Origin of the sequence: Weissella soli (assembly GCF_001761545.1) — a bacterium.
Lineage (GTDB): Bacteria > Bacillota > Bacilli > Lactobacillales > Lactobacillaceae > Weissella > Weissella soli.
The window spans coordinates 36,228-59,560 of sequence record NZ_CP017326.1; the positions used below are offsets into that span (position 1 = coordinate 36,228).

Annotated in this window: 20 protein-coding genes and 1 tRNA gene; 20 read left to right on the plus strand and 1 reads right to left on the minus strand. The window is 43.8% G+C overall.

All coding sequences use genetic code 11. The annotated features are described in order from the left end of the window. The first annotated feature begins 63 nt into the window (after positions 1–63). From WSWS_RS00200 to WSWS_RS08215, 5 genes are all read left to right on the plus strand, one after another. Positions 64–786: a DUF4811 domain-containing protein gene (locus tag WSWS_RS00200; protein ID WP_070229371.1), complete on the plus strand. Its 723-nt coding sequence runs from the start codon at positions 64–66 to the stop codon at positions 784–786. A gap of 43 nt (positions 787–829) precedes the next feature. After that, the gene (locus WSWS_RS00205; protein WP_070229372.1) at positions 830–1,531 is read left to right on the plus strand and encodes an FGGY family carbohydrate kinase; all 702 of its coding nucleotides are present in this window, start codon (positions 830–832) and stop codon (positions 1,529–1,531) included. Between the two features lie 376 nt (positions 1,532–1,907). After that, on the plus strand, positions 1,908–2,726 hold the full coding sequence (locus WSWS_RS00210) for an exodeoxyribonuclease III (protein WP_070229373.1): 819 nt from the start codon (positions 1,908–1,910) through the stop codon (positions 2,724–2,726). A gap of 168 nt (positions 2,727–2,894) precedes the next feature. After that, positions 2,895–3,641 carry a metal ABC transporter ATP-binding protein gene (locus tag WSWS_RS00215; RefSeq protein WP_070229374.1) on the plus strand — a complete coding sequence of 249 codons (747 nt, stop codon included), beginning with the start codon at positions 2,895–2,897 and terminating at the stop codon, positions 3,639–3,641. Continuing rightward, positions 3,634–5,415: a metal ABC transporter solute-binding protein, Zn/Mn family gene (locus WSWS_RS08215; protein WP_114981345.1), complete on the plus strand. Its 1,782-nt coding sequence runs from the start codon at positions 3,634–3,636 to the stop codon at positions 5,413–5,415. The genes WSWS_RS00215 and WSWS_RS08215 overlap by 8 nt, the downstream gene beginning before the upstream one ends. A 110-nt stretch (positions 5,416–5,525) precedes the next feature. Here the strand turns inward: WSWS_RS08215 and WSWS_RS00225 are convergent. Beyond that, positions 5,526–5,597, minus strand: a tRNA-Glu gene (locus tag WSWS_RS00225). 253 nt (positions 5,598–5,850) lie between these two features. Between WSWS_RS00225 and WSWS_RS00230 the strand changes: the two genes are divergently transcribed. The 15 genes from WSWS_RS00230 to atpH all read left to right on the plus strand — a co-directional run bounded on the left by WSWS_RS00230 (position 5,851) and on the right by atpH (position 23,273). After that, positions 5,851–7,686: an APC family permease gene (locus WSWS_RS00230; RefSeq protein ID WP_070229375.1), complete on the plus strand. Its 1,836-nt coding sequence runs from the start codon at positions 5,851–5,853 to the stop codon at positions 7,684–7,686. Between the two features lie 150 nt (positions 7,687–7,836). Next, a complete protein-coding gene (locus tag WSWS_RS00235) occupies positions 7,837–8,823 on the plus strand; it encodes a DUF2785 domain-containing protein (RefSeq protein WP_070229376.1) in 987 nt (328 codons plus the stop codon). A gap of 129 nt (positions 8,824–8,952) precedes the next feature. Then, complete coding sequence (locus tag WSWS_RS00240) at positions 8,953–10,101, plus strand: D-alanine--D-alanine ligase family protein (protein ID WP_070229377.1); 1,149 nt, start codon at positions 8,953–8,955, stop codon at positions 10,099–10,101. A gap of 105 nt (positions 10,102–10,206) precedes the next feature. Further along, positions 10,207–10,812 carry a thymidine kinase gene (locus tag WSWS_RS00245; RefSeq protein ID WP_070229378.1) on the plus strand — a complete coding sequence of 202 codons (606 nt, stop codon included), beginning with the start codon at positions 10,207–10,209 and terminating at the stop codon, positions 10,810–10,812. 24 nt (positions 10,813–10,836) lie between these two features. Then, positions 10,837–11,916 carry a peptide chain release factor 1 gene (gene prfA, locus WSWS_RS00250; RefSeq protein WP_070229379.1) on the plus strand — a complete coding sequence of 360 codons (1,080 nt, stop codon included), beginning with the start codon at positions 10,837–10,839 and terminating at the stop codon, positions 11,914–11,916. Positions 11,917–11,925: 9 nt separating this feature from the next. After that, positions 11,926–12,780, plus strand: a complete 855-nt coding sequence (prmC, locus tag WSWS_RS00255; protein ID WP_070229380.1) for a peptide chain release factor N(5)-glutamine methyltransferase — start codon at positions 11,926–11,928, stop codon at positions 12,778–12,780. 27 nt (positions 12,781–12,807) lie between these two features. Beyond that, positions 12,808–13,833 (plus strand): L-threonylcarbamoyladenylate synthase, encoded by a 1,026-nt coding sequence (locus WSWS_RS00260; RefSeq protein ID WP_181777841.1) that lies wholly within the window; start codon positions 12,808–12,810, stop codon positions 13,831–13,833. Between the two features lie 158 nt (positions 13,834–13,991). Continuing rightward, on the plus strand, positions 13,992–15,239 hold the full coding sequence (gene glyA / locus WSWS_RS00265; RefSeq protein WP_070229382.1) for a serine hydroxymethyltransferase: 1,248 nt from the start codon (positions 13,992–13,994) through the stop codon (positions 15,237–15,239). 248 nt (positions 15,240–15,487) lie between these two features. Continuing rightward, positions 15,488–18,580, plus strand: coding sequence for a YhgE/Pip family protein (locus tag WSWS_RS00270; protein WP_070229383.1), 3,093 nt, complete (start codon positions 15,488–15,490; stop codon positions 18,578–18,580). Between the two features lie 123 nt (positions 18,581–18,703). Then, complete coding sequence (upp, locus tag WSWS_RS00275; protein ID WP_070229384.1) at positions 18,704–19,333, plus strand: uracil phosphoribosyltransferase; 630 nt, start codon at positions 18,704–18,706, stop codon at positions 19,331–19,333. Positions 19,334–19,607: 274 nt separating this feature from the next. Continuing rightward, complete coding sequence (locus tag WSWS_RS00280; RefSeq protein WP_070229385.1) at positions 19,608–20,891, plus strand: solute carrier family 23 protein; 1,284 nt, start codon at positions 19,608–19,610, stop codon at positions 20,889–20,891. Positions 20,892–21,143: 252 nt separating this feature from the next. Next, complete coding sequence (gene atpB, locus WSWS_RS00285; protein WP_070229386.1) at positions 21,144–21,860, plus strand: F0F1 ATP synthase subunit A; 717 nt, start codon at positions 21,144–21,146, stop codon at positions 21,858–21,860. 95 nt (positions 21,861–21,955) lie between these two features. Further along, positions 21,956–22,168 carry a F0F1 ATP synthase subunit C gene (gene atpE, locus WSWS_RS00290; RefSeq protein WP_181777844.1) on the plus strand — a complete coding sequence of 71 codons (213 nt, stop codon included), beginning with the start codon at positions 21,956–21,958 and terminating at the stop codon, positions 22,166–22,168. Between the two features lie 38 nt (positions 22,169–22,206). Beyond that, positions 22,207–22,728: a F0F1 ATP synthase subunit B gene (atpF, locus tag WSWS_RS00295; RefSeq protein ID WP_070229388.1), complete on the plus strand. Its 522-nt coding sequence runs from the start codon at positions 22,207–22,209 to the stop codon at positions 22,726–22,728. Continuing rightward, positions 22,728–23,273 carry an ATP synthase F1 subunit delta gene (gene atpH, locus WSWS_RS00300; RefSeq protein ID WP_070229389.1) on the plus strand — a complete coding sequence of 182 codons (546 nt, stop codon included), beginning with the start codon at positions 22,728–22,730 and terminating at the stop codon, positions 23,271–23,273. Before atpF ends, atpH begins: the two co-directional genes overlap by 1 nt. Positions 23,274–23,333 lie beyond the last annotated feature (60 nt).

Below are 23,333 nucleotides of genomic sequence, written 5' to 3' on the forward strand. Positions count from 1 at the left end.
TCGCTATATAGTGGGTATGCGCTGATATGTTATACTGAAATGAGGAATATCGGAGGTTTCACCATGTACATTTTAATGGCGCTTGGCTTTTTCATATTACTATTTGTAGCATATCGTTATTATCGCACGCACAGTTTACGTTGGGTGTTGATGATTTTTGGTGTGTTATTAATCGCGGTTGATTGGTATGGCATCAAGCAAGCACAGGTACATCATTTCGGAATGGTGAAGCAAGAAATCAATAAGTCAGTGGCAATTCAACCAAAGGCCACGGTGTCCAATTTTAACTTTATTACGATTAGTGAAGCAAAGAATGGCTCAGCCCAGTACCACTACATGATGCATAATAAAGCTTACAAGACAGTGACCAATGGTGTGCCCACCCGCGTTGTTAGGAATGCCCCAAAGGCTACTTTAAAGAGTAAGCAGGTCGCTTATAATGCGACTTCATTTTGGCGTAAACTGTTATTGATTGGGTTACCAGATAACACCTTAGTTGATAGTAAGTACACATTTAGCTTGCCAAAGACTTGGCACGTGGTGACGTCAAAACAGCTCAAAGAAGTCACGGCATTAACTAGCGATACGCAGGCTAAAATTAATAGCGAAGTGACTAAAGAAGTTAAAGCACAAATGGCAGCTAAGATTAAGGTGAATAAAAAGTTTGCTAAAGACACGGATGCGCAAAAAGCACTGCAAAAACAGATTATCACCAAGGTTACGACGGAAGTTAACAAAGAAGTTAATCAAGCCATCACAGCTAAGCTGGACGCTTGGAATGTCTAACTAGAAAAATAACGGCCGTTTTTTCAATTGAAAGGACATAATAATGAATTATCGAATCGTGTTGAAAATTACCCCATTGCAACTAGATGTCCAAGTTACTGATGAAAATGAAGTGATGACTTCGCAAATCTATCGCTGTGAGAGTAGTTTTCAAGATGCTCTGAAAAGTCTACCGATATCACAGGCAATTTCAGTGATTAATGGGCAATTGCAAGCTGCGATTGCCAAGATTCCAGCGGGTGGTAAAATCAAAGACCTGCATGTGCACACAACCATCGATGAATGGTTTGTGCTTGATGAGTTATTCAATCCCATTCATACCTTGTTAGATGGTTCAGATCAACGGGCAAAAAAGTATGTTGAAGCTGGGCGAGCGAACGGCATCATCGCGCAATTAGAGGCAAAAAGTGGGGCAATGATCACATATAATTCACCGATTGCCATGTTACTATGGCTCAAAAACGAGGTGGGGACCACGTATCAAAGCATCAAACACATCATGAGTTTTCGTGATTATTTGATTTATACTTGGACGGGAGCGAACCAGACGGTGGCCAGTACCGCTGCCCGTTCGGGTATGTACAACATGTCCACAAACAATTGGGATGGACAGGCGTTGGCATTTTTAGATCTGCAACCTGAGCAATTACCAGCTGTGGTCCATGACAAGACAGTCAAAGCTGATTTTAATTCTGAAATCGCCCATGCATTAGGCCTTAATATCGATACAAAAATCGTGTGGTAGTGCTATAATATGTAAGTCGTCAGGGATGCAGTTAGTCAGGAAGGTAAGATATCCAGGATTGCAGCTGAGCAATCAGTTGAGGGTGCGATGCCCTGCTGTCTGACGATGATTACTAGCGGAAGGTGAAGGAGCCGCTAGTAATCGGAGGAAAAAAGCTCAGGAAGTGATGAGCCTGAGCTTATGGGACAGATTAGTTACTGTGGTGGTAACTAATAGGTTTATGGTGAAAAGATTGTGGCGGGAATGGTGGCCCAAAGCAGTCACGAAAACAGCCTGCACTCTATTTGAGAGACGAGGCTGTTTTTTATTATAATAAAGCATAGAATATCATTTGGTATGTCCAAGAGACGTTAGTATTAAAACAGAGGGAAATCGTATGAAGTTAATTTCGTGGAACATTGATAGCATTAATGCAGCTGTTGAGCATAGTTCTGCTCGTGGTGAAATGACTTGGGAAACTTTGCAAAATATCGCCACAATGGCACCGGATGTCGTGGCTATTCAGGAGACTAAGTTACGCCCAACTGGTCTAACCAAGAAACAAGCTACGGCCATCGAGGAACTATTTCCGGAGTATCATAAATTTTTGAGCTTTTCGACTGCCCGTAAAGGGTATGCAGGTACGATGATGCTGACGAAGGAGGCACCAGTGAGTGTCACGTACCCCGAAATTGGGGCCCCAGGTGAGATGGATCAAGAAGGACGTATCATCACTTTGGAATTTGCCGAATACTTTGTATCAACAGTGTACACGCCAAACTCAGGTAGTGATTTGGCACGTTTGACAGATCGCCAAGCTTGGGATGATGCTTATCGTATGTATATCCAATCTTTGGATGAGCAAAAGCCAGTTATTTTTAGTGGTGATTTTAATGTTGCACACCAAGAAATTGATTTGAAGAATCCAAAGACTAATCACCATTCAGCTGGCTTTACCGATGAAGAACGGGTGAAATTTGGTGAGTTGTTAGATGCTGGGTTTACAGATATTTTCCGTTACCAAAACCCAGAGGCTGAAAATATTTATACTTGGTGGGCACAGATTAGTAAGACCTCAAAGATTAACAACTCGGGTTGGCGCATTGATTATTATCTCGTTTCAGAGCGAATTAAAGATACCGTCAAGTCGTTTGAAGTCATTGATACTGGTGCGCGCAAAGACCATGCGCCCATTATGATTGAGTTAGAACATTAGCCTTGTTAGCCTAAATAAAGTTAGTCCCGTGCAAACGAGCTCATCGCTGGGTTCGTTTTTTTGTGTGGCGATGGTGGTACGCCCTAATCACTTTACAGGTTTTAGAATGCGTGATAAGTTTGTTCCTGTTTCATTTTTATAGGATTCGGAGTTCAGGGAAGGAATGGCATGTTAAATATTCAACATATAATAGTAGGTTATGGGCCACGAACGGTTTTAGAAGACTTTTCATTACAGCTCACAACTGGAAAAATGATTGGTATTTTGGGACCTAATGGTGCTGGTAAGTCGACGTTAATTAAGGCGATTTTGGGATTGGTACCATTACGGCAGGGTGAAATTTGGTTTAATCAACAGGCAGTGACACGCAAATTACGGCAGGCCGCCTTTGCTTACGTACCACAAAGTAGTGATTTAGATACGACGGCGCCATTAACGTTATACGATTTAGTTGCCATGGGCCGGATGGTCCAAAAAAGGCCATGGGATCGCATGACTAGTGGCGATAAGCAAGCGATTGAGCATGCCTTAGCGACGCTCAACATTACACAACTACGTGATCGCCCAGTGAGTGATTTGTCGGGTGGACAGCGACAACGTGCTTTAGTCGCGCGGGCATTAGTGCAGGAGGCACAAGTTTATTTCTTAGATGAACCATTTGTGGGGATCGACGCCACTTCAGAAGCAGTGATTATCGGCGTTTTGCGCCACTTACGAGCTGCGGGCAAATTAATTCTGATTGTGCATCACGATTTGTCTAATGTGGCGGCGTATTTCGATGAAATTGTGTTACTCAATCATCAGGTCGTAGCTCAAGGCACACCTGCAGACGTATTAAACGAAACAACCCTCTACAAAACATATGGCGATCATGTGGTGCTGTTTGCACCAGGGAAGGTGGCTAATGATGAATAATATCATGTCATTTATCCATGCACTGAGTGACTACTCATTTTTACAATATGCTTTGGTCGCAGGTATTTTGTTGGGAGCGATTGCAGGTGTGATCGGCAGTTTTAGCATCTTGCAGGGTACCTCATTAATTGGGGATGCCATGTCACACGCGGTCTTGCCAGGGATTGCCATTGCATCGTTGTTGCACTTTCCATACTACTGGGGGGCCGCCTTATTTGGCTTATTGGCTGCCGGGGTGATCAATCTTATTAGTCGTGAGACACCGCTAAAAAATGATGCTGCCATTGGGATTACCTTCTCAACCTTTTTTGCGTTAGGCACCATCATCATGACATTAGGGCATGCTACTACCAAATTAACGGATATATTATTCGGTAATATCTTGGCGGTTCAAGCCTCAGATGTAGTGGCCACAGTTTTGGTGGGATTATTGGTTTTGATCTTTGTTACAATCTGCTATCATGGGCTGTTTCTGATGGTCTTTGATCGAAGTTATGCAAAAGCCAGTGGTGTGCGGACGCAATTATTGAGTAATATTTTGATGGTGTTATTAACCTTGGTCATCGTCATCTCCTTACAAGCAGTTGGAGTTATTTTAGTGACAGCACTGCTTGTGACACCAGCTGCCACGGCTCGTTTACTGACCAAGCGATTTGTGCCAATGATGATTACGGCGAGTGGCATTGGTATGTTCAGTGCCTTAATTGGACTGTATATTAGCTATACAGCCAACGTACCTTCTGGACCGGCTATTGTGGTGACTAGTGCTGTGATGTTTATGATGGCCATGTTCGTTTATCGGGTAAAGAAGCACGGGGTCATGCAAAAAATAATGACTTTGAGTGTCGTGGCCAGCTTGGTGATTGCAGCATTAGTTGGTTGGCAACTGCAACAGAGGCATCCCGTCAGTGCTGGTTATGATGGGCAGGGACGGCTGAATGTGGTGTCATCCTTTTCGATTATCAATTCGATGGTGACTGACATTGGTGGTAAGTATGTGAATGCACACACCATTACAGCGATAGGTGCTGATCAACATGATTACAGTCCAACAACAACCGATGTACAACGTACGCAGGATGCAGCCGTTGTGTTTGCTAATGGACTGAATCTAGAAAAAGGTGGTTCAGGTTGGTTTTATAAGCTGATGAAGACAACGGGTAAGCAACAAGGTAAGCAACTTTTCAATGTGACTAATGGGGTACGTACCATTAAATTGATCAGCACGCCTGGCGGCAATCAGGCCAATCCACATGCTTGGAATGGGGCTTTGGAGGGTCAGGTCTACGCTAAAAATATTGCGAAAGTCCTGTCGGCCAAAGATCCGCAACACAAAGCCTATTATGCTCAACGAGCGCAGGCATACCAAAAACAGTTGCAAGCAATTTATGATAAGTGGCAGCCAAAATTTGCTGCTTTGCCAGTTAAGGATCATGTTTTGGTAACGCAAGAAGGTGCAATGAGTTACTTTGCGCGTGATTTCAATTTACAACCTTATTTTATTTGGGAAATTGATACCGAAGCAAACGGCACACCAGCTCAGATTAAAACCCTGGTGGATAAACTTCAACCTAAGCAAGTGACGACTACCTTTGTAGAGCAAGGCGAAGAGACCAAGCCGATGCAAACTGTTAATCAGCAGCTCGGAGCCAAGATTGCTGGCGAATTATGGACAGATTCCGTTTCTAAAAAAGGTGGCGCGGTACCAACTTATTTAGATTTGCTCGACCATAATGCACGAGTGATCTATGAAGGATTGAAAAATAATCATTAGCTAGGTAAGCGAAAAAAGCACTTAACCAACGCAGACGTTTGCGTTGGTTAAGTGCTTTTTTGGTAAGAATAAAACAAAAAAAGAGCACTGATAAGTGCTCTTTTGAAATATAGCCCCACAGGGAGTCGAACCCTGGATTCCGCGCTGAGAACGCGACGTCTTAGCCGCTTGACCATAGGGCCATAATGATGGTCGTTGTTTACTCAACAACAGATAATAATATACAGGAATTACAGAGGTTCGTCAACAGTATATTTAAATTATTTATCATGGGACCTAGTTTGAACAAAAGATATCGAATAGATGACAAATCAACGATATAAATAGACTTTACCCTATAAAGGGACTAGAATAACACTTTGTAGAAAATAATTATCTAAATTTTCTTAAATACTAAAAAGTATTACATATTATTTGTTAAACAGGAGACAAGTCATGGGTGCACACTCATTGAAGCAAGCATTGGTTGGTAAGCGACTAAAAACATTGGAAGAAGGGTCGCAACACTTAAGCAGGGGTAAAGCACTTGCATTGTTGTCATCCGACGCGCTTTCATCAGTAGCGTATGGAACTGAGCAAATTACGACCGCGTTGATTGCAGTTGGTTCCGCCGCTTTGTGGCTACAGTTGCCAATTGCCATTTTGGTGTTGGTATTGTTAGCTGCCATCACATTGTCATATCGACAAATTATTCACGCCTATCCATCTGGTGGGGGGGCCTATGTGGTCACTTCGACCAACTGGGGTCAAAAAGCTGGGTTAGTAGCCGGTGGTTCCTTACTCGTTGACTATATGTTGACGGTGGCGGTATCTGTGACGTCTGGTACCTCAGCTATCACCTCAGCCATTCCTGAATTGAATCAATACGCAGTACCCATTGCGATTGTCATCGTATTAATTCTAACATGGATTAATCTACGTGGCGTGCGTGAGTCGGCTGGCTTTTTGACGGTACCGGTGTATTTCTTTATTGTCATGATTTCATTCATGATTCTGTACGGATTGTACAATATTATTACGGGTAACGTAGAATATCAGGCGGCTAGTGCTGTGGGGACGAGCTTTAAGGGCTTGACCTTGCTACTATTCATGCGAGCATTCTCAAGTGGTTCTTCATCATTGACTGGTGTTGAAGCCATTTCAAACGCGGTGCCTAATTTTAAGGATCCTAAGCCCAAAAATGCAGCTGCTACATTGGTAATCATGTCTGTTATCTTGGCATTCTTCTTTGGTGGCATTACGTTCTTATCATATTGGTACGGTATTCAACCGAATACAGACCAAACCGTTTTGGCTCAAATTGGAACCTCAATTTTTGGCCATGGTGTGATGTTTTATTTGTTGCAATTGGCAACTGCTTTAATTTTGGCAGTGGCAGCTAATACCGGCTTCTCGGCATTTCCACAGCTGGCTTTCAACCTGGCCAAGGACAAATTTATGCCCCATATTTATATGGACAAGGGTGACCGACTGGGTTACTCAAACGGTATTTTATCCCTTGCCATCGGGTCAATCGTTTTGATCTTGATTTTCCATGGTTCAACGGAAGCCTTGATTCCATTGTATGCGGTAGGTGTGTTTATTCCATTTACGTTGTCACAATCGGGGATGATTATTCACTGGTTCCGCACGCGTGAAGGTGCCTGGTTTGGTAAGGCAACCATTAACTTCGTGGGAGCTTTGATTTCAGCCATTCTGGTTGTTACCTTGTTTTTGCTACACTTTGGATCTGTATGGCCATATTTGATTATCATGCCAGTACTCTTGCGCATGTTTATGGTTATCAACCAACACTACCGGACAATTGCCAAGCAATTACGGGTGATCTCGCAAGAACCAATCAAGCGGCATCACTATGATGGTGCTACAATCATCATTTTAGTTTCTAATTTGACGCGGGTGACGGCTGAGGCCGTGGATTACGCCCAATCTGTCGGTGATAAGGTACTTGCAATGCACGTCTCGTTTGATTCAAATCCCGAGAAGGAACATCGTTTGGGGGTTGAATTTAAACGTGAATTCCCAGATGTGCGCTATGTTGATATTCATTCATCTTATCGTTCAATCACTGAACCAGCGGTGCGGTTTGTCGATGAAATTGCCAAGGGTGCTAAGGATCGTAATCATAGTTTGACCATTTTGATTCCACAATTCGTGCCACGTTATCCATGGCAAAATGCCTTGCATAATCAAAATAGTCTACGGTTACGAACGGCTTTGGCCAGTCGTGATATCACAATTTCAACGTATTACTTCCACTTGAAGCAATAGTTCAATTTGGTGAGTTAGCAACTCAAATAAAATAGTATGGTGAGCATCCCCTAGTGGGGTGCTCACTTTTTCGTTAGCTATCACTATGAAAACCAGTTAGAATAGGCGATAATATTAATATTAAATTACAGGTAGGAAGGACGATTAATCATGGATTATACAGTCAATGATGTCCGCCATGAATTACAAATCTTACGGCAACGGATGCACAATGGAGAACTTCTAGATTCTTTAGGAGCAGAAGTTGGTAAGTTAATTGATGACTTGGATATGTATGATGTACCAACTGAAGTTCGCCAATTGAGTACGGCCGAGACGGCACCACTTTTCATCAAATTAAGCGCATTGCAAGAGCAGCTAACCGCCAATGACCCTATCTTGATTTCAGATCAGGAAATTTTGGCATTATTGAATGCACTGCGGCAAACGGATCCCGAATTACGGGATCATGGGGTGTTCTTTTTCATTGCAGATGCTTTGCAACATCAAGCCTTTTCGGATGAGCAAATTGTCCTGATGACACGTTATCTATTGCAAGATAATGTGCTACTCTCACATATTACCGAGACTGAAAATGATGGGGTGTTCTTGCGATCATTTGCTGTTTTTATTCTGTCGATGTTAGCCTACGCAAACCGTCAGAGTAGTGTTGATTTATATTCAGATGAATTGCGCAATACCTTTATTGAACAGATTGCCACCTATATTTTGTTAGAAAAAGATACGCGGGGCTTTGTCGGCGAAAAGGGATGGGCCCACGCCTTTATGCATATCGGTAATTTACTGGATGAGATTACAAGTGACGTGGAAACAACGCGAGCTGATAAATTATTTCTAGAAACGATTTTACTTGAGCGTTTGAAACGTTTAGATACGCCCATGGTGATGGGCGAGACACGACGTATTGTCGGTTATCTCACCCATCTGGTGAATGTGAATCCAATTTATGCGCATTATTTTTTGAAGCAATTGAAGCAGTGGCGTCAAGAAATGACACGGCGGCTGCAGCCTGAAACGGAAGGTGACTGGCATCGTTTCTATAATCAGAGTCGCGTATTGACAGGATTATTATTACGGGATAATTTACCAGACGAAATTTATAATTACTTAAATGAGGCACGGAACTTTTTAATTTAGTTAACATTGTCAATTTTTCAGTTTAAGTGAGAAATCCTGTGTTATAATTAGGGTTCGGATTCATTAGGTGAGAGCTCAAAAGCTCGGTATAAAATTTGGGGCAATACCCCGTAATCAGAGGAGCGTAGCATGGCAAACAAGTTACACATTGCATTGTTGTTTGGTGGTAATTCATCAGAACATGACGTCTCAAAGCGGTCAGCGCATAATATCTATGACGCGATGGACAAGGAAAAGTACGACGTTGACGTATTTTTGATTTCACGCGATGGCATCTTCATGAGCCCTGAAGATTCAAGGCGTGTTTTTGATGGCGAAGATGAGGATACGGTTGTAGCTGAAGCAATGAAGCACATCGACTTGTCAAATCCGTTGGCAAACATCCAAAATTTGGGTGATGTTAAAGATATTGATTTGTTCTATCCAGTTGTTCACGGTAACTTAGGTGAAGATGGTACGTTGCAAGCTTTGTTCCGTATCTTGAACAAGCCATATATTGGACCAGGAATTGCCGCGTCAGCGATTTCGTTTGACAAGGACTTAACTAAGCGTATTTTGAACCAAGCCGGCATTCGTAATACGAAGTATGAATTGTTGACGGATCAAACCAAGGATCAATATACGTACGCCTCATTGGTCGAAAAGTTGGGTTCAGAAGTTTTGTTTGTGAAGGCAGCAAAACAAGGGTCATCAGTTGGTATTAATCGTGTTACCAACCAAGCAGAGTTTGAAGCTGGTTTGGCGGACGCTTTGCAATATGACTACAAGGTCTTGGTTGAAGCGGGGTTGAACCGACCACGTGAAGTCTTCATCGCGATTTTGGGTAATGAAGAGCCACGGGCATCACGCATTGGCGGCATTGTGTTACCTGAGGCAGATGCCTGGTACGACTACAACAACAAGTTTGTGGACGCTTCAGGAATGGTCTTTGAATTGCCAGTCGTGCTAGATGAGAGCGTGACCCAGGAAATCACTGAAATGGCTTTGGCAGCGTACAAGGCATTGGGACTAGTAGGTTTGACACGAATTGATTTCATGTTGGATGAGCATAACGTGCCATACTTAGGCGAACCTAATACATTGCCAGGGTTTACCAACATCTCTTTGTATCCACAAATGTGGGAAGTTTCAGGATTGAGTTATTCAGCGCTAATTGATGAAATCATTAATTATGGGCTGGCTGAATTTGAGCGTAATGCTAAAATTTCATACGACTTCATTTCGCTAGGTGAAGAACGTGTGGGTAAGAAAGAATACAATGCGGAACGCGCAGAGTAATAAGTAAGAGGCCTGGCTGCTTGCCAGGCTTTTATTTTGTTTTGAAACACCCAGGATTTCGGGGTATACTGTTAGTTTGAGAGACTGTGTAGATAAGGAGATAACATGGCACAATTATTTTTTCGCTATGGTGCAATGGCGAGTGGTAAGAGCATTGAAATTCTAAAAGTGGCTCATAATTATGAAATACAAAATCGCCATGTATTATTACTGACTAGTGCATTGGATGACCGTACGCAAATTGGTGCGATTGCTTCACGGATTGGGATGCAACGGGAAGCAATTGCGATTCATGATGAAGATAACTTGTATGATTTGGTGCAAACCCAGGCGAATGATATTGCGGCTGTGTTGATCGACGAAGCCCAATTTATGACCAAAGCACAAGTTTTACAGCTGACCCAAGTTGTTGATGAGTTGCAGATTGCAGTCATGGCTTATGGACTAAAAAACGATGCGTTTAACCAATTATTTCCAGGCTCAGAAGCCCTGTTATTATATGCTGACAAAATTGAAGAAGTGAAAACCTTGTGCTCGTTTTGTACACGTAAGGCGACAATGAACCTGCGTGTTTCAGGTGGCCAACCGGTGTATGCCGGTGCCCAAATACAGGTTGGTGGTGATGAAGCTTACATGCCAGTTTGCCGACTTCACTACAATCACCCAGATATGGCAGCATTGGCGCACCGCATTAGTGCCGTCAACGAATAAGATACATAAAGAGAGAATTTACTAATGGATGAGATTTTTGAAAAAGTTCAAGCTGTCGTCGACCGTTACGATGAAATCAGTGAATTATTAAGTGATCCGGCTGTTATTGGAGACACTAACCGTTTCATGGCCCTTTCTAAAGAAGAGGGTAGTTTGCGTGATACGGTTGATGTCTTTCGTCGTTACAAGAAGGTCGTTGAAGATATCGAAAGTGACAATGAATTGTTGCGTGAGAAGCTTGATCCGGACATGGAAGAATTGACGAAGGATGAACTGAAAGAATTAACGGCTGAAAAAGAAGAGATGGAAGCCCAGCTGAAGGTTTTGCTCTTGCCAAAGGATCCCAATGACGATAAAAACATCATTATGGAGATTCACGGTGCTGCCGGTGGTGAGGAAGCGGCCTTATTTGCGGCTGATTTGTATAACATGTACGCCCGCTATGCAGAAAAGCAAGGTTGGCAAGTTGAAATCATCGATGAAAACAAGACTGAAATTGGTGGGTACAAAGAAGTTGTCTTAATGATTACTGGTAATAACGTGTATTCAAAGTTGAAGTTTGAGAATGGTGCGCATCGCGTGCAACGTGTGCCTGAAACAGAAACGGCTGGGCGGGTGCACACTTCCACAGCCACGGTTGGTGTGATGCCAGAATATGAAGATGTGGACATTACGATTGAAGATAAAGATCTACGGGTTGATGTGTTCCGAGCTTCTGGAGCTGGTGGCCAACATATCAACAAGACTTCATCAGCTGTCCGTATGACCCACTTGCCAACGGGGATTGTGGTCTCAATGCAAGACCAACGTTCACAACAACAAAATCGTACCAAGGCGATGGAGATCATGAAGGCACGGGTCTACGACTTTTTTGCGTCACAAAATGAGGCTGAATACGCTGAACAACGTAAAACGGCCGTTGGAACGGGTGATCGTTCAGAACGTATTCGGACATACAATTACCCACAAAACCGGGTGACAGATCACCGGATTGGGTTATCGTTGAGCAAGTTGGACCGTATCGTCAATGGTGAATTGGATGATATCATCGATGCTTTGGTGATTGCAGACCAAACGGCCAAGCTGGAAGCACTTAAGAATTAGTAGGCGGATATGTTTGAAGAACAAATGACATTTGAAGCCCTACGTAACTGGGGTGATTTTCGGTTAGAACCATATCTGCATGACAAAGAAGAACGCATGGCGCAGTTGGACTATTTACTAACGGGTATGATGGATTGGTCATACTCTCAATTAGCCAGTAATCTCAACACAGTGATTGAAGACGAGAAGCGGATTCGTTTTGAGGTCGCAGTGCGAGCCATTCAAGGTGGTGTCCCTGTGCAATATGCCTTAGGCCATGCGGCTTTTTATGGGCGTGAGTTTAATGTGGATCGACGTGTTTTGATCCCACGACCAGAGACAGAAGAATTGGTTGAGTGGCTTTTGCGTGATCAACCGCAAACGAGCCAAACAGTGTTAGACATTGGGACTGGTTCAGGTGCGATTGCCTTAACCTTGGCCTTGGAACGACCACAATGGCATGTCACTGCTAGTGATATTTCCCATGATGCGCTCACGGTAGCCCAGGAAAATGGGCAAAAGTTTGGGGTTTCAGTCACGTATGTTGAAAGCGATCTGTTTGCTAATATCCAGGAACAATATGATGTGATTGTTAGCAATCCACCTTACATTCCTGATAGTGAACGCGACGTGATGGACGACTCTGTCTTAGTCTTTGAACCGGCAGTGGCTTTATTTGCCGATGATGCTGGTTTAGCACTATACAAAGCAATTGCGCAGGATTTGTTAGATCATTTAAAGCCAAAAGGCGTCGCATACTTTGAGATTGGGTACCTACAAGGGCCCGCTTTGCTAGGTGTGTTTGGTGAATTGCCAAATGTGACCGTTGAGTTGCGCCAAGATATGGCAGGACATGATCGGATGATTAAAGTCACCCGCAAGTAAAATAAATGTTTAGAAGGGGGAAGAATGATGGAAACGAAAATTTGGGCAGTTAATGAAATAGAGCAAGCAGCGAAGGCGATTAAGCGTGGTTCGTTAGTTGCTTTTCCGACTGAGACAGTTTATGGATTGGGGGCGGATGCTTTTAATGAACAAGCTGTTGGTAAGGTCTATGCTGCCAAAGGTCGACCATCTGATAACCCGCTGATTGTGCATGTCGCGGATGCTGAACAAGTGGAAAAATATGCCATGGTTGATGCTCGCGCAAAGAAAGTGATGGATGCTTTTTGGCCGGGCCCTTTGACAATTATTTTACCGGTGGTGCGCGGGGCCATTTCACATACCGTGACGGGGGGACTGGAAACAGTGGCTTCACGGATGCCAGATAATGATGTGACCCGGACCTTGATTAGGATGGCTGACACGCCAATCGTTGGTCCATCAGCGAATACATCCGGTAAACCTAGCCCCACAACTGCGCAACATGTTTATCATGATTTACATGGGAAAATCGCCGGTATTCTCGATGATGGTGCCACAACGATCGGTGTTGAATCTACGGTAATCGATTTGTCAGTCGCACAACCAGCTGTATTACGGCCAGGTAAAATCACGCCAGAACAACTGGAAGCAGTTTTGGGTGAGCCAGTGGATTCCGAGGTACATCAAGTGGCTGCCAGTGAGGCACCAAAAGCACCAGGGATGAAGTATCGGCACTATGCACCCGACAAGGATGTTTATATGGTGGCGCGTGAAGATTGGACGCAAGCAATTATCTGGGCCCAAGGTCAATTGGCACCAGTGGGGCTCATGCTACCTAACGATTTGATTGTCGAGCACCAGTTAGCGGGGATGAACTTTGTTTGGTCACTAGGTAATGATGATGCTGAGGCGGCCGCAAAGTTATTTGCAGGTTTGCGGTATTTTGATGATCGTGATGATATTGCCACAATTTTGGTGGCCGAATTAGCGCACACTTCAGCGAATGCCGCTTACAATAATCGTTTAGGTAAATCCTCAAGTGGTCAAAAATTCAATGTAACGGACTTTATGTAATTATCAAGACACTTTCGACTGAGAAGGTGTCTTTATTTGTATATTATCGAATATTTATCTGTATAAATCGCTGATTATTCGGTTTTAAAAAACGAAATGGTGTAAGTTTAGCGGATGTAGTATAAAATGTAGGTATACATCTTAGGAGGACGTTATCCATGAACTATCGTGAATTTGACCCTGAATTGTGGGCAGCTATTGATCGTGAAGCTGATCGTCAAGAGCATAATATCGAGTTGATCGCATCAGAAAATATCGCATCTGCCGGTGTTCGTGCCGCACAAGGTAGTATCCTAACTAACAAATACGCTGAAGGTTATCCTGGTAAGCGTTACTATGGTGGCACTGAGTTTGTCGATCAAGTTGAGCAACTAGCGATTGATCGTGCCAAGGCATTATTTGGTGCTGAATACGCCAACGTCCAACCTCATTCAGGTTCCCAAGCAAACGCCGCTGTTTATGCGGCATTGTTGGAACCTGGTGACCATGTGTTAGGGTTGGATTTGAATGCAGGGGGTCACTTAACGCACGGTTCTTCAGTTAACTTCTCAGGTAAGACTTATGATTTCCATGCCTATGGTTTGGATGAAAATGAATTAATCGACTATGATCAAGTCGCTGCCTTGGCAGAAGAATTTAAGCCTAAGTTGATTGTGACCGGCGCTTCGGCCTATTCACGCTTTATAGACTTTGACCGTTTCCGTGAGATTGCGGATGCGGTGGGAGCTTATTTGATGGTTGATATGGCTCACATTGCTGGCTTAGTGGCCGCAGGTGTCCACCCATCACCTGTCGGCATTGCAGATGTCGTGACAACGACCACGCATAAAACGTTACGTGGTCCTCGTGGTGGCCTGATCTTGGCTAAAGAAGCGCTGGGTAAGAAGCTGAATTCGGCTATTTTCCCCGGCACGCAAGGTGGTCCTTTGGAACATGTGATTGCTGGTAAAGCGGTTGCATTCTATGAGGATGCACAACCAAGCTTCAAAGAATACGGTAAGCAAATTGTGGCCAATGCCAAGGCGATGGCCGATGAATTTGCTAAGTCTGATTTGGTCCGGGTGATTTCTGGTGGGACCGACAATCACTTGTTCAATCTAGATCTGACACCAACTGGCTTGACTGGTAAGGCAGTCCAAAATCTGTTGGATACTGTCGCAATCACGACTAACAAGGAAGCCATTCCAAATGAACCCCGTAGCCCATTTATCACCTCTGGTATTCGTATTGGCACACCAGCCATTACAACCCGCGGTTTCAAGGAAGCAGAGTCACGCGAAGTTGCTCGACTCATCTTGCGAGTTTTGGCTAATCCTGAAGATCAAGCAAACCTTGATCAAGTGGCTACCGAAGTACGTGCTTTGACAGAACGTTTCCCTTTGGATCAAATTGAACACGCAGAATAATCATTGAAATAGCAACAGGTTTAACTCATGGATGTCAGCATTCATGAGTTTTTATTTGCGCCTAACACGCCTACCTTAACTAAAATATAAATTTTACTAGACACATTGTAGCAAAGTGTTGAACAAAAGATGTTACAGGTGTAAACTTACAATTTGTTAATGCCCTGTTCCATTAACCGCATTTATTTTATTACTAGAAAATATCAACATTGTGATACACGGCAGGGTGTGTAATTGGAGGAGTAGACGTGATTTTTGCAAAGATTAGTACACGGACGCGGTACCTGTTAATTTCATTATTAGCAGTGCTTGTACCATCAGTTATCGTGTATGGTTTGTTTACGTTGTTAAATTCAACGCAATCAGATGCACCATCATCCCTCGACGTTGCGGTTGTAAATAAAGATCGTACTGTCAAGAATGGTGATTCTGATTTGAATATGGGTAATCAGGTAGTTGCCGAATTGAAACAGAACAAGGATGTTCAGTGGCACTTCGTATCAGCTAAGCAAGCAGCTAAGCAATTAGCTGCTGATAAAGTTCTGATGACAGTCACTTTACCAAGCAATTTTTCAGCCAATTCTTTGACTGCCTTGAGTGCCCATCCCAAGGCGTCAGTTATTCAGTACAAGGTTTCTGAAAAGGCTAATTACGTTGGTGGCATGTTGGCTAATTCAATTGCAGCTCAGTTGAAAAGCCAAGTCACGGCGAAGGTCCAAAAGGCTTACAATAAAGAACTACTGTCATCGATTAAGCAACTATCAAATGGTACTAAAAGTGTCGCCAGTGGTGTGCAACAATTGAAGACGGGGTTTGGACCGTTGCAAGATGGGTCCAACACTATCAATACCAACATGCATAAGTTAGCCACAGGCATGAATGAAATTCAAACTGGGGTTGCGGCATTACCGGCTGGTGTCACGCAGTTATCAACTGGTGCTGGTCAACTCGCTGATGGCACAAATCAGCTAGCAGCCAATACCCCCACGTTGGCTGCTGGAGCGAAACAGTTACAGAGTGGTATTGGTCAGTTGGTCACGAGTGCCCCAAAGTTAAAGAATGGTGCTGGTCAATTGAACGCTGGGCTGGCGTCCTTAGCAGCGAACACACCGACACTTTCAGCAGGTACTAACCAACTCAAAAATGGGTTAGCGGATCTCTCAACAAATACGCCCACCTTGGCTGACGGTGCCGACAAAGTTAGTGTTGGATTAAAGTCTTTGTCAGCTAGCACACCAACGTTAGCTTCAGGTGCCAAGCAAGTGAGCGCTGGTGCTACAACGTTAGCAACGAGTACACCAGCTTTGGCGCAGGGGGCTAGTAGTTTATCAACTGGGTTAGGTCGTGTTGATACAGGGCTCAATCAGTTAGCGGCCAGTCTACCAACTTTGGCCACTGGGGCACAGGCTGCGACAGATGGTGCCGAACAAATTGCAACGGGGAATACCCAATTAGTTGCAGGGTTACAACAAATGGCGACCACCATTGAAACGAGTCAAACGGCTTCAGCAGCTCAATTGAAGCAATTGACAGCGGGGTTGAGCCAATTAAATGAACAACTGACGAAACCAGCCACAGCCACTGTTTCTAATGACACGGTCACGGCCACGGCGGCGGCCTTGCAGGCGCAATTGGACACAATGGGTTCGAATGTGACAGCCATGGCGACCTTCATTAAGACTTTGGCAGCGGTCCAAGCAGCTAATCCTGATTTAACCTTGGATCAAGCTTTAAATAGTGCCCCATTGAAGACGGCTTACACTGCGGCACAGGCTGCTACCACCGATGCAGCCTTGTCACAGATGCAAACGGGGATCAAACAGCTCGAAGCAGCGGTGCCATTGCTAGCTTCAGCACAATCAGGGCAGCTTTACACATTGTCAGCTGGCTCATTGCAGGCTATTCAGCAATTAGCGGCTGGTTTGACCGCTGTCGATACAGCTTTGCAAAAGGGTGATGCAACTAAGAGCCAGCCAGCATTGATTACAGCGGCTCAACAGCTGGCCGCCGGTTCAAAAAAGTTAGCAACCAATATGCCAATTTTGTCGAACGGTATTATGCAGGTACAAACGGTGACGAATCAGTTAGCTACTGGAACTAGTCAATTAACGACTGGGTCAACACAATTAGCCAGCGGAGCGAGTCAGGTTGATACAGGAGCCAAGCAATTGGCGAGTGGTTCATCCCAAGTGGCTACTGGGGCGAGCCAGGTGGATACAGGAGCAAGTCAACTTTCAGCTGGTGCAAGTCAAGTTGCAACCGGTACCCGTCAAGTTGATGCTGGTGTGCAGCAGTTGGCCACCGGTTCACAACAAGTGGCTGCTGGGAATAACCAAGTTGATGCTGGTGTGCAAAAATTAGCTACTGGCTCGACACAACTCTACGTGGGCATTCAAGCAGTTAAGAGTGGCGGTGAGCAACTATATACAGGGTCAGAGCGTTTAACCAGTGGTGCTAACCAACTCAACGTAGGTGCGACACAATTGAATACAGGTGCTGGCCAGCTAGCTGCTGGTATCAACCAGTTGGGTACCCAGGTGCCAACCTTGATGGCCGGTATCCAAGCAGCCACTACTGGGACGAATCAGTTAGCCGCTGGTGATGATACATTTAATGCTGGGTTATCAACGGCCAACGCGGGCGTGACAAAGTTAAACAAAGCCTTGAAAGCAGGAGTAAGCGAGTTACAGCCAATTAGCTTAAAGGCTCAGACAATACACCACTTTGTCGCCCCTGTCAGTGCGGATGCACAAAATGCTGCCAAAGTGACCGACTATAAGTCAATCTTTGGGCCCTTGTTAATTAGTTTTGCGCTATTCGTGGGTGCTATTATTATGCAAATGAATGAACACCGGCGTCGTGAAAATGTTAGTGTGAATACAATGCTACGTATGTTTATTGGGTTACCAGCATTACAAGCCGTCTTGGTAGCGGGCATCGTCGCCATCTTTAGTGTGCATGTGGCTAACTGGGTTGGCTTTGTCGGTTTGAGTATCTTAACGGCGATTGTCTTTGCCTTGGTAGCCTTAGCCTTAGATACCTTATTCGGTACGTTTGGGTTGCTCTTGTCGTTTGTTGTCGCGATCGTACAAATCGTTTTGACAGGACAATTAGTGCCCAATGAAATGTTGAATACAATGTTATTGGCAGTCCAAAAGGTTCTACCAATGACGTATGCTAACGAAGGGTTTGCTGCCGTGATGAATCAAACTGCCAGTGCTGCAGTCGGAACTGCTTTGCTGGGTCTGGTTGGATTTGGCATCATTGCTGCATTGGTCACCTTTGGACCAAAGTTGGTTTTATCAAATAAAATCAACACGGTTGCAACAAATTCAAATTAAGCTAAACGGCCAAGCAGTGAATCATGCTTGGTCGTTTTTTGTATAATGGAATTGTTATAATCATGGTAAGATAATAGATAGTAATAAAAAATCGTATTGAATGTACTTTAGAAGGAGCCAAAAATGTCAAAACTTACAGTGTTTGATCACCCATTGATCCAACATAAACTTACGATTATTCGTGATAAGAATGTTGGTACGAAGGAATTCCGCGAGATTGTTGATGAAATTGCGTCATTAATGGCTTACGAAGTGACACGTGATTTACCAACCGAAGATGTTGAAGTTGAGACACCGGTTGCCATCACCGTGAAGAAGCAATTGGCTGGTAAGAAGTTGGCCATTGTGCCAATTTTGCGTGCTGGGTTGGGAATGGTTGATGGGATCATGAAGTTAATTCCAGCGGCCCGTATTGGTCATATTGGTATGTACCGTGATGAAGAATCTTTGGAACCAATCGAATATTTCATCAAATTACCAGAAGACATTGATCAACGAGAAGTTTTGGTGGTTGATCCTATGCTAGCCACTGGTGGGTCAGCTAATATGGCGATTGATGCCTTGAAGAAGCGTGGGGCACAAACCATCAAGTTAATTACATTGGTCTCTGCGCCACAAGGTGTTGAAGCCGTCCAAACGGCACACCCAGATGTTGATATCTTCACGGCTGGCTTGGATGAGAAGTTAAATGAACATGGATACATTGTGCCAGGTCTTGGGGATGCTGGTGATCGTCTGTTTGGTACGCACTAAGCGTCTGGCTTAGCATCGCGATGTGCAACTTTGTCTTGTGGTAAAGTCAAGGTTGCGTTAATAGAATTATCAACGTATACTAATAAGAAATTCATTAAGCCGTCTTTAAGCAAATCCCGAGAGGTTTGTAAGTCGCACGTTTTCCAATGAGTAATTATTGGATATTAACTGAACAATAGTTGAGATACCGTTGAACCGTTAATGCGACCGTGTGGCCGCATTAACGGTTTTTCTATTGTTCGATTGGTGTGCGAAGATGCAAAGGAGTAGATTTATGGCAGGAAACGTTCAAACAGGGGCCATCTTGGATGTCCAAGACAAGCCGAAGTTCCTACAATGGGTAGGACTTTCACTACAACATATGTTTTCAATGTTTGGCTCAACCGTGTTGGTACCGTTGTTGGTTGGGTTGAATCCAGGTATTGCCTTGTTCAGTTCAGGTGTGGGCACGTTGCTACACATTTTGATTACACGTAAGCAAATTCCGGCCTACATGGGGTCATCATTTGCCTTTATTCTGCCAATGACTGCGTTAATGAAGACGACTGGTTATCCCGGCGTCGCAGCTGGTGTCATTTCTGTTGGTGTGATTTATTTGCTGGTTGCTGGGATTGTGGCAAAGTTTGGGTCAGCCTGGATTGAACAGCTATTACCACCGATTGTGGTTGGGCCGATTGTGATGGTCATCGGATTATCATTAGCAGGTTCAGCTGCTTCATCAGCCACTTTATTAGCTGGCAAGTATGATTTGCGGGTCTTTGCGGTTGCGATGATCACGCTTGGATTAACTATTTTCTTCAATATGTACTTGAAGGGCTTCCTGGGAATGATTCCAATCTTGCTAGGTATTATAGCAGGGTATATCGTGGCCATTGCCTTTGGGTTGGTAGACCTAAAGCCAGTTGCGGACGCTGCTTGGTTTGCTTTGCCTAAATTTGAATTACCCTTTGTGACCTACAAGCCAGTGATGTATTGGAACGCAGTCATTGTGATGGCTCCGTTAGCCCTAGTTACAATTACAGAGCACTTGGGGCACTTGATGGTGTTGGGTGAATTGACTGGTCGGGATTACTTTAAGAACCCCGGCTTGAATCGTACGTTGGCTGGTGATGGTGCGGCGTCTGTTTTTGCCGGTTTGGTCGGTGGACCTTCTGTCACATCCTATGGTGAGAACATTGGTGTGATGGCCATCACAAAAGTACATTCAGTGTATGTTTTGATTGGAGCTGCCATCTTTGCGATTTTGTTTGCCTTTATTGGTAAATTGTCAGCGTTGATCCAATCAATTCCGGGAGCGGTTACGGGCGGAATTTCCTTCCTGCTTTTCGGTGTGATTGCTGTATCAGGGTTGCGGATTGTGGTTGAAAACCAGTTGGATTTCAATGATAAGCGTAATTTAATGATTGCGTCATCAGTTCTGGTCATTGGAATTGGTAATGCTTATTTACAAATTGGGCAAGGAACGAATATTGTACAATTTTCTGGGGTTGCAATTGCGACAATCTTGGGAATCACATTGAATATCATCTTGCCAAAAACAGCGGCATCTGAAAAGTAACATTTTTTCAATAATGGTTGACGCCTTGTACTATCGTGTTTATCGCCCTTATATTAATTTTTAATAAGTAAAAGATACCCGGACATGTCGCCTTGGCATGCCTGGGTATCTTAATTTTATTCAAAGAAAGCAATTCTTTTCCTTTTGCTTGATAATAATTCACAAAAGAGTACAATAATCGGGTAATGAAAAACAGGTCTTGCGCGCGTTACGCATCACCACCAATCTAAGAAAGGAAAAGAGGTGAGCTCTGTGGACGAAAAGTCTGCTACATTCCAGTTATTGGGGCTGACTTTCGATTGGACAGTCATTGTTTCGACTTTGGTTGCTGCAGCCATTGTTTTCTTCTTGGTATTCTTCCTATCACGTAATTTAGCGTTGAAGCCTAAGGGAAAACAAAATCTGTTGGAATCCATCATCGACTTTACCAATGGTATCGTTGATAGTGCCTTGCCAAATCGAACTGGTACCGAACTGAAATTATTTGCCTTTGTGCTATTTTTGTTCGTTTTCGTTGCCAATCAACTCGGTTTGGCTTTCCAAGTCGGCTTCGGTGATATCACATACTTGAAGAGTGCCACAGCCAATCCAATGGTGACATTGGCACTCGCCTTACTATCTATTGGCTTGTCGCACTTCTTAGGTGTTGCAAAACAAGGGTTCAAGGGGTATTTCAAGAATGTCTACATGAGCCCATTCCCAGCATTGCTACCTATTAATATATTCGAACAATTCACGAGTTTCTTAACTCTGGGTCTTCGACTATTTGGTAATATCTATGCCGGTGAAATGTTGCTCACGTTGATTGCCCAATTCGGACAGTCCGCTGGAATTGTCACAATTATTCCAGCATTTATCTTGTCAATGATTTGGCAAGCGTTCTCATTGTTTATCGGTTCAGTCCAAGCCTTTGTCTTTGTGACATTGACGATGGTTTATATTTCAGAAAAGACTGAAACTGCTGAGTAACCGGGTATCTAACTACAGAATAATTGTTCTTAGAGCTCCCAATATTTTTCTTAATTTCTATTCTATCGGAGGAAATTTGTATCATGCAAGGACACATCGCTACTATTGGTGCAGGTATCGCTGCTGCAGGTGCCGCTATTGGTGCCGGAATTGGTAACGGCCACGTTATCGCTTCAATGATTGAAGGTACTGCTCGCCAACCTGAATTGGAAGGCAAGTTGCGTACTAACATGTTCATTGGTGTTGGTTTGGTCGAAGCCGTTCCAATTTTGTCATTCGTTATTTCATTGTTGTTGATCAGTAAGTAATTTCATCACGACTGTTACTTTAGAGAGGAGCCAACAACATGTTGAACGAATTTTTGCTAGTTGGTGCTAGCGGAGGAAATCAGTTGGCTTTGGGTAACATGCTCTTTGTACTGCTTTCATTCTTAGTACTTCTTCTATTATTGAAGAAAGTTGCTTGGAAGCCAGTTACAAAGATGATGCAAGACCGTGCTGATAAAATTACCCGTGACTTAGATTCTGCTGAAGATGCTAAGGTAACCGCTGAAAAGCTGGCTGCTGAGCGTCAAGCACAGTTGCAATCTGCACGGGGTGAAGCAACAACTATCATTAGTGATGCCAAGGAGGCTGGTGCTAAGCAACGTGATCAAATCGTTACCGAAGCCAATGCCACCGCACAAGCATTGAAGGAACGCGCGACTGTTTCTATTGAACAAGAGCGTACCGAAGCAATGAATGGTGTTAAAAATGATGTTGCTGAAATGTCAGTGATGATCGCGCAAAAGATTATTCAAAAAGAACTGAAGCTTGAAGATCAAAAGGCATTGATTGATGCCTATATCGAGGGGTTAGGAGAGAAGTAATGGCAGTAGACGTTGCAACGATTGCTAAGCGTTATGCTGTTGCTTTGTTTGAACTATCTCATGACCAAAATAGTGACACTGAGACTCTCGCTGAATTAGCTGAGATTCGTAAAGTGATCCTAGAAAATCCTGATTTGGTTAAGGCGATTGAGTCAGCTGGTATGGCTGATTCGACCAAGAAGGAGTTGGTTGAAGTCATTATTAAAGATGCTTCTCAATTGGTTACAAACTTGGTCAAGATGACGTATGATTATCGTCGTTTTGCCATCTTGCCAGCTATTATCAATGCCTATGAATCATTAGTTGATGATGCGGAGGGCCGTTTAGTAGCAGATGTTACGACGGCTGTCGCATTGGATGATGATCAAGCATCACGTTTGTCTGCTTCAATTGCGCAACGGTTTGGCGTTAAAACAGTTGAAATTAAGCAAACGGTTGATGAATCATTGATTGGTGGCGTGATTGTTCATGCCGACAACCAAATTGTGGATGGGTCATTAGCTACCAAGTTGTCAGCTATTCGCTCAAGCATCATCAGTGGCTAAGATTTAGCTCGCTATATGCACCACATAATGCTTTAAATAATATTTAGTACAAGAAAAAGA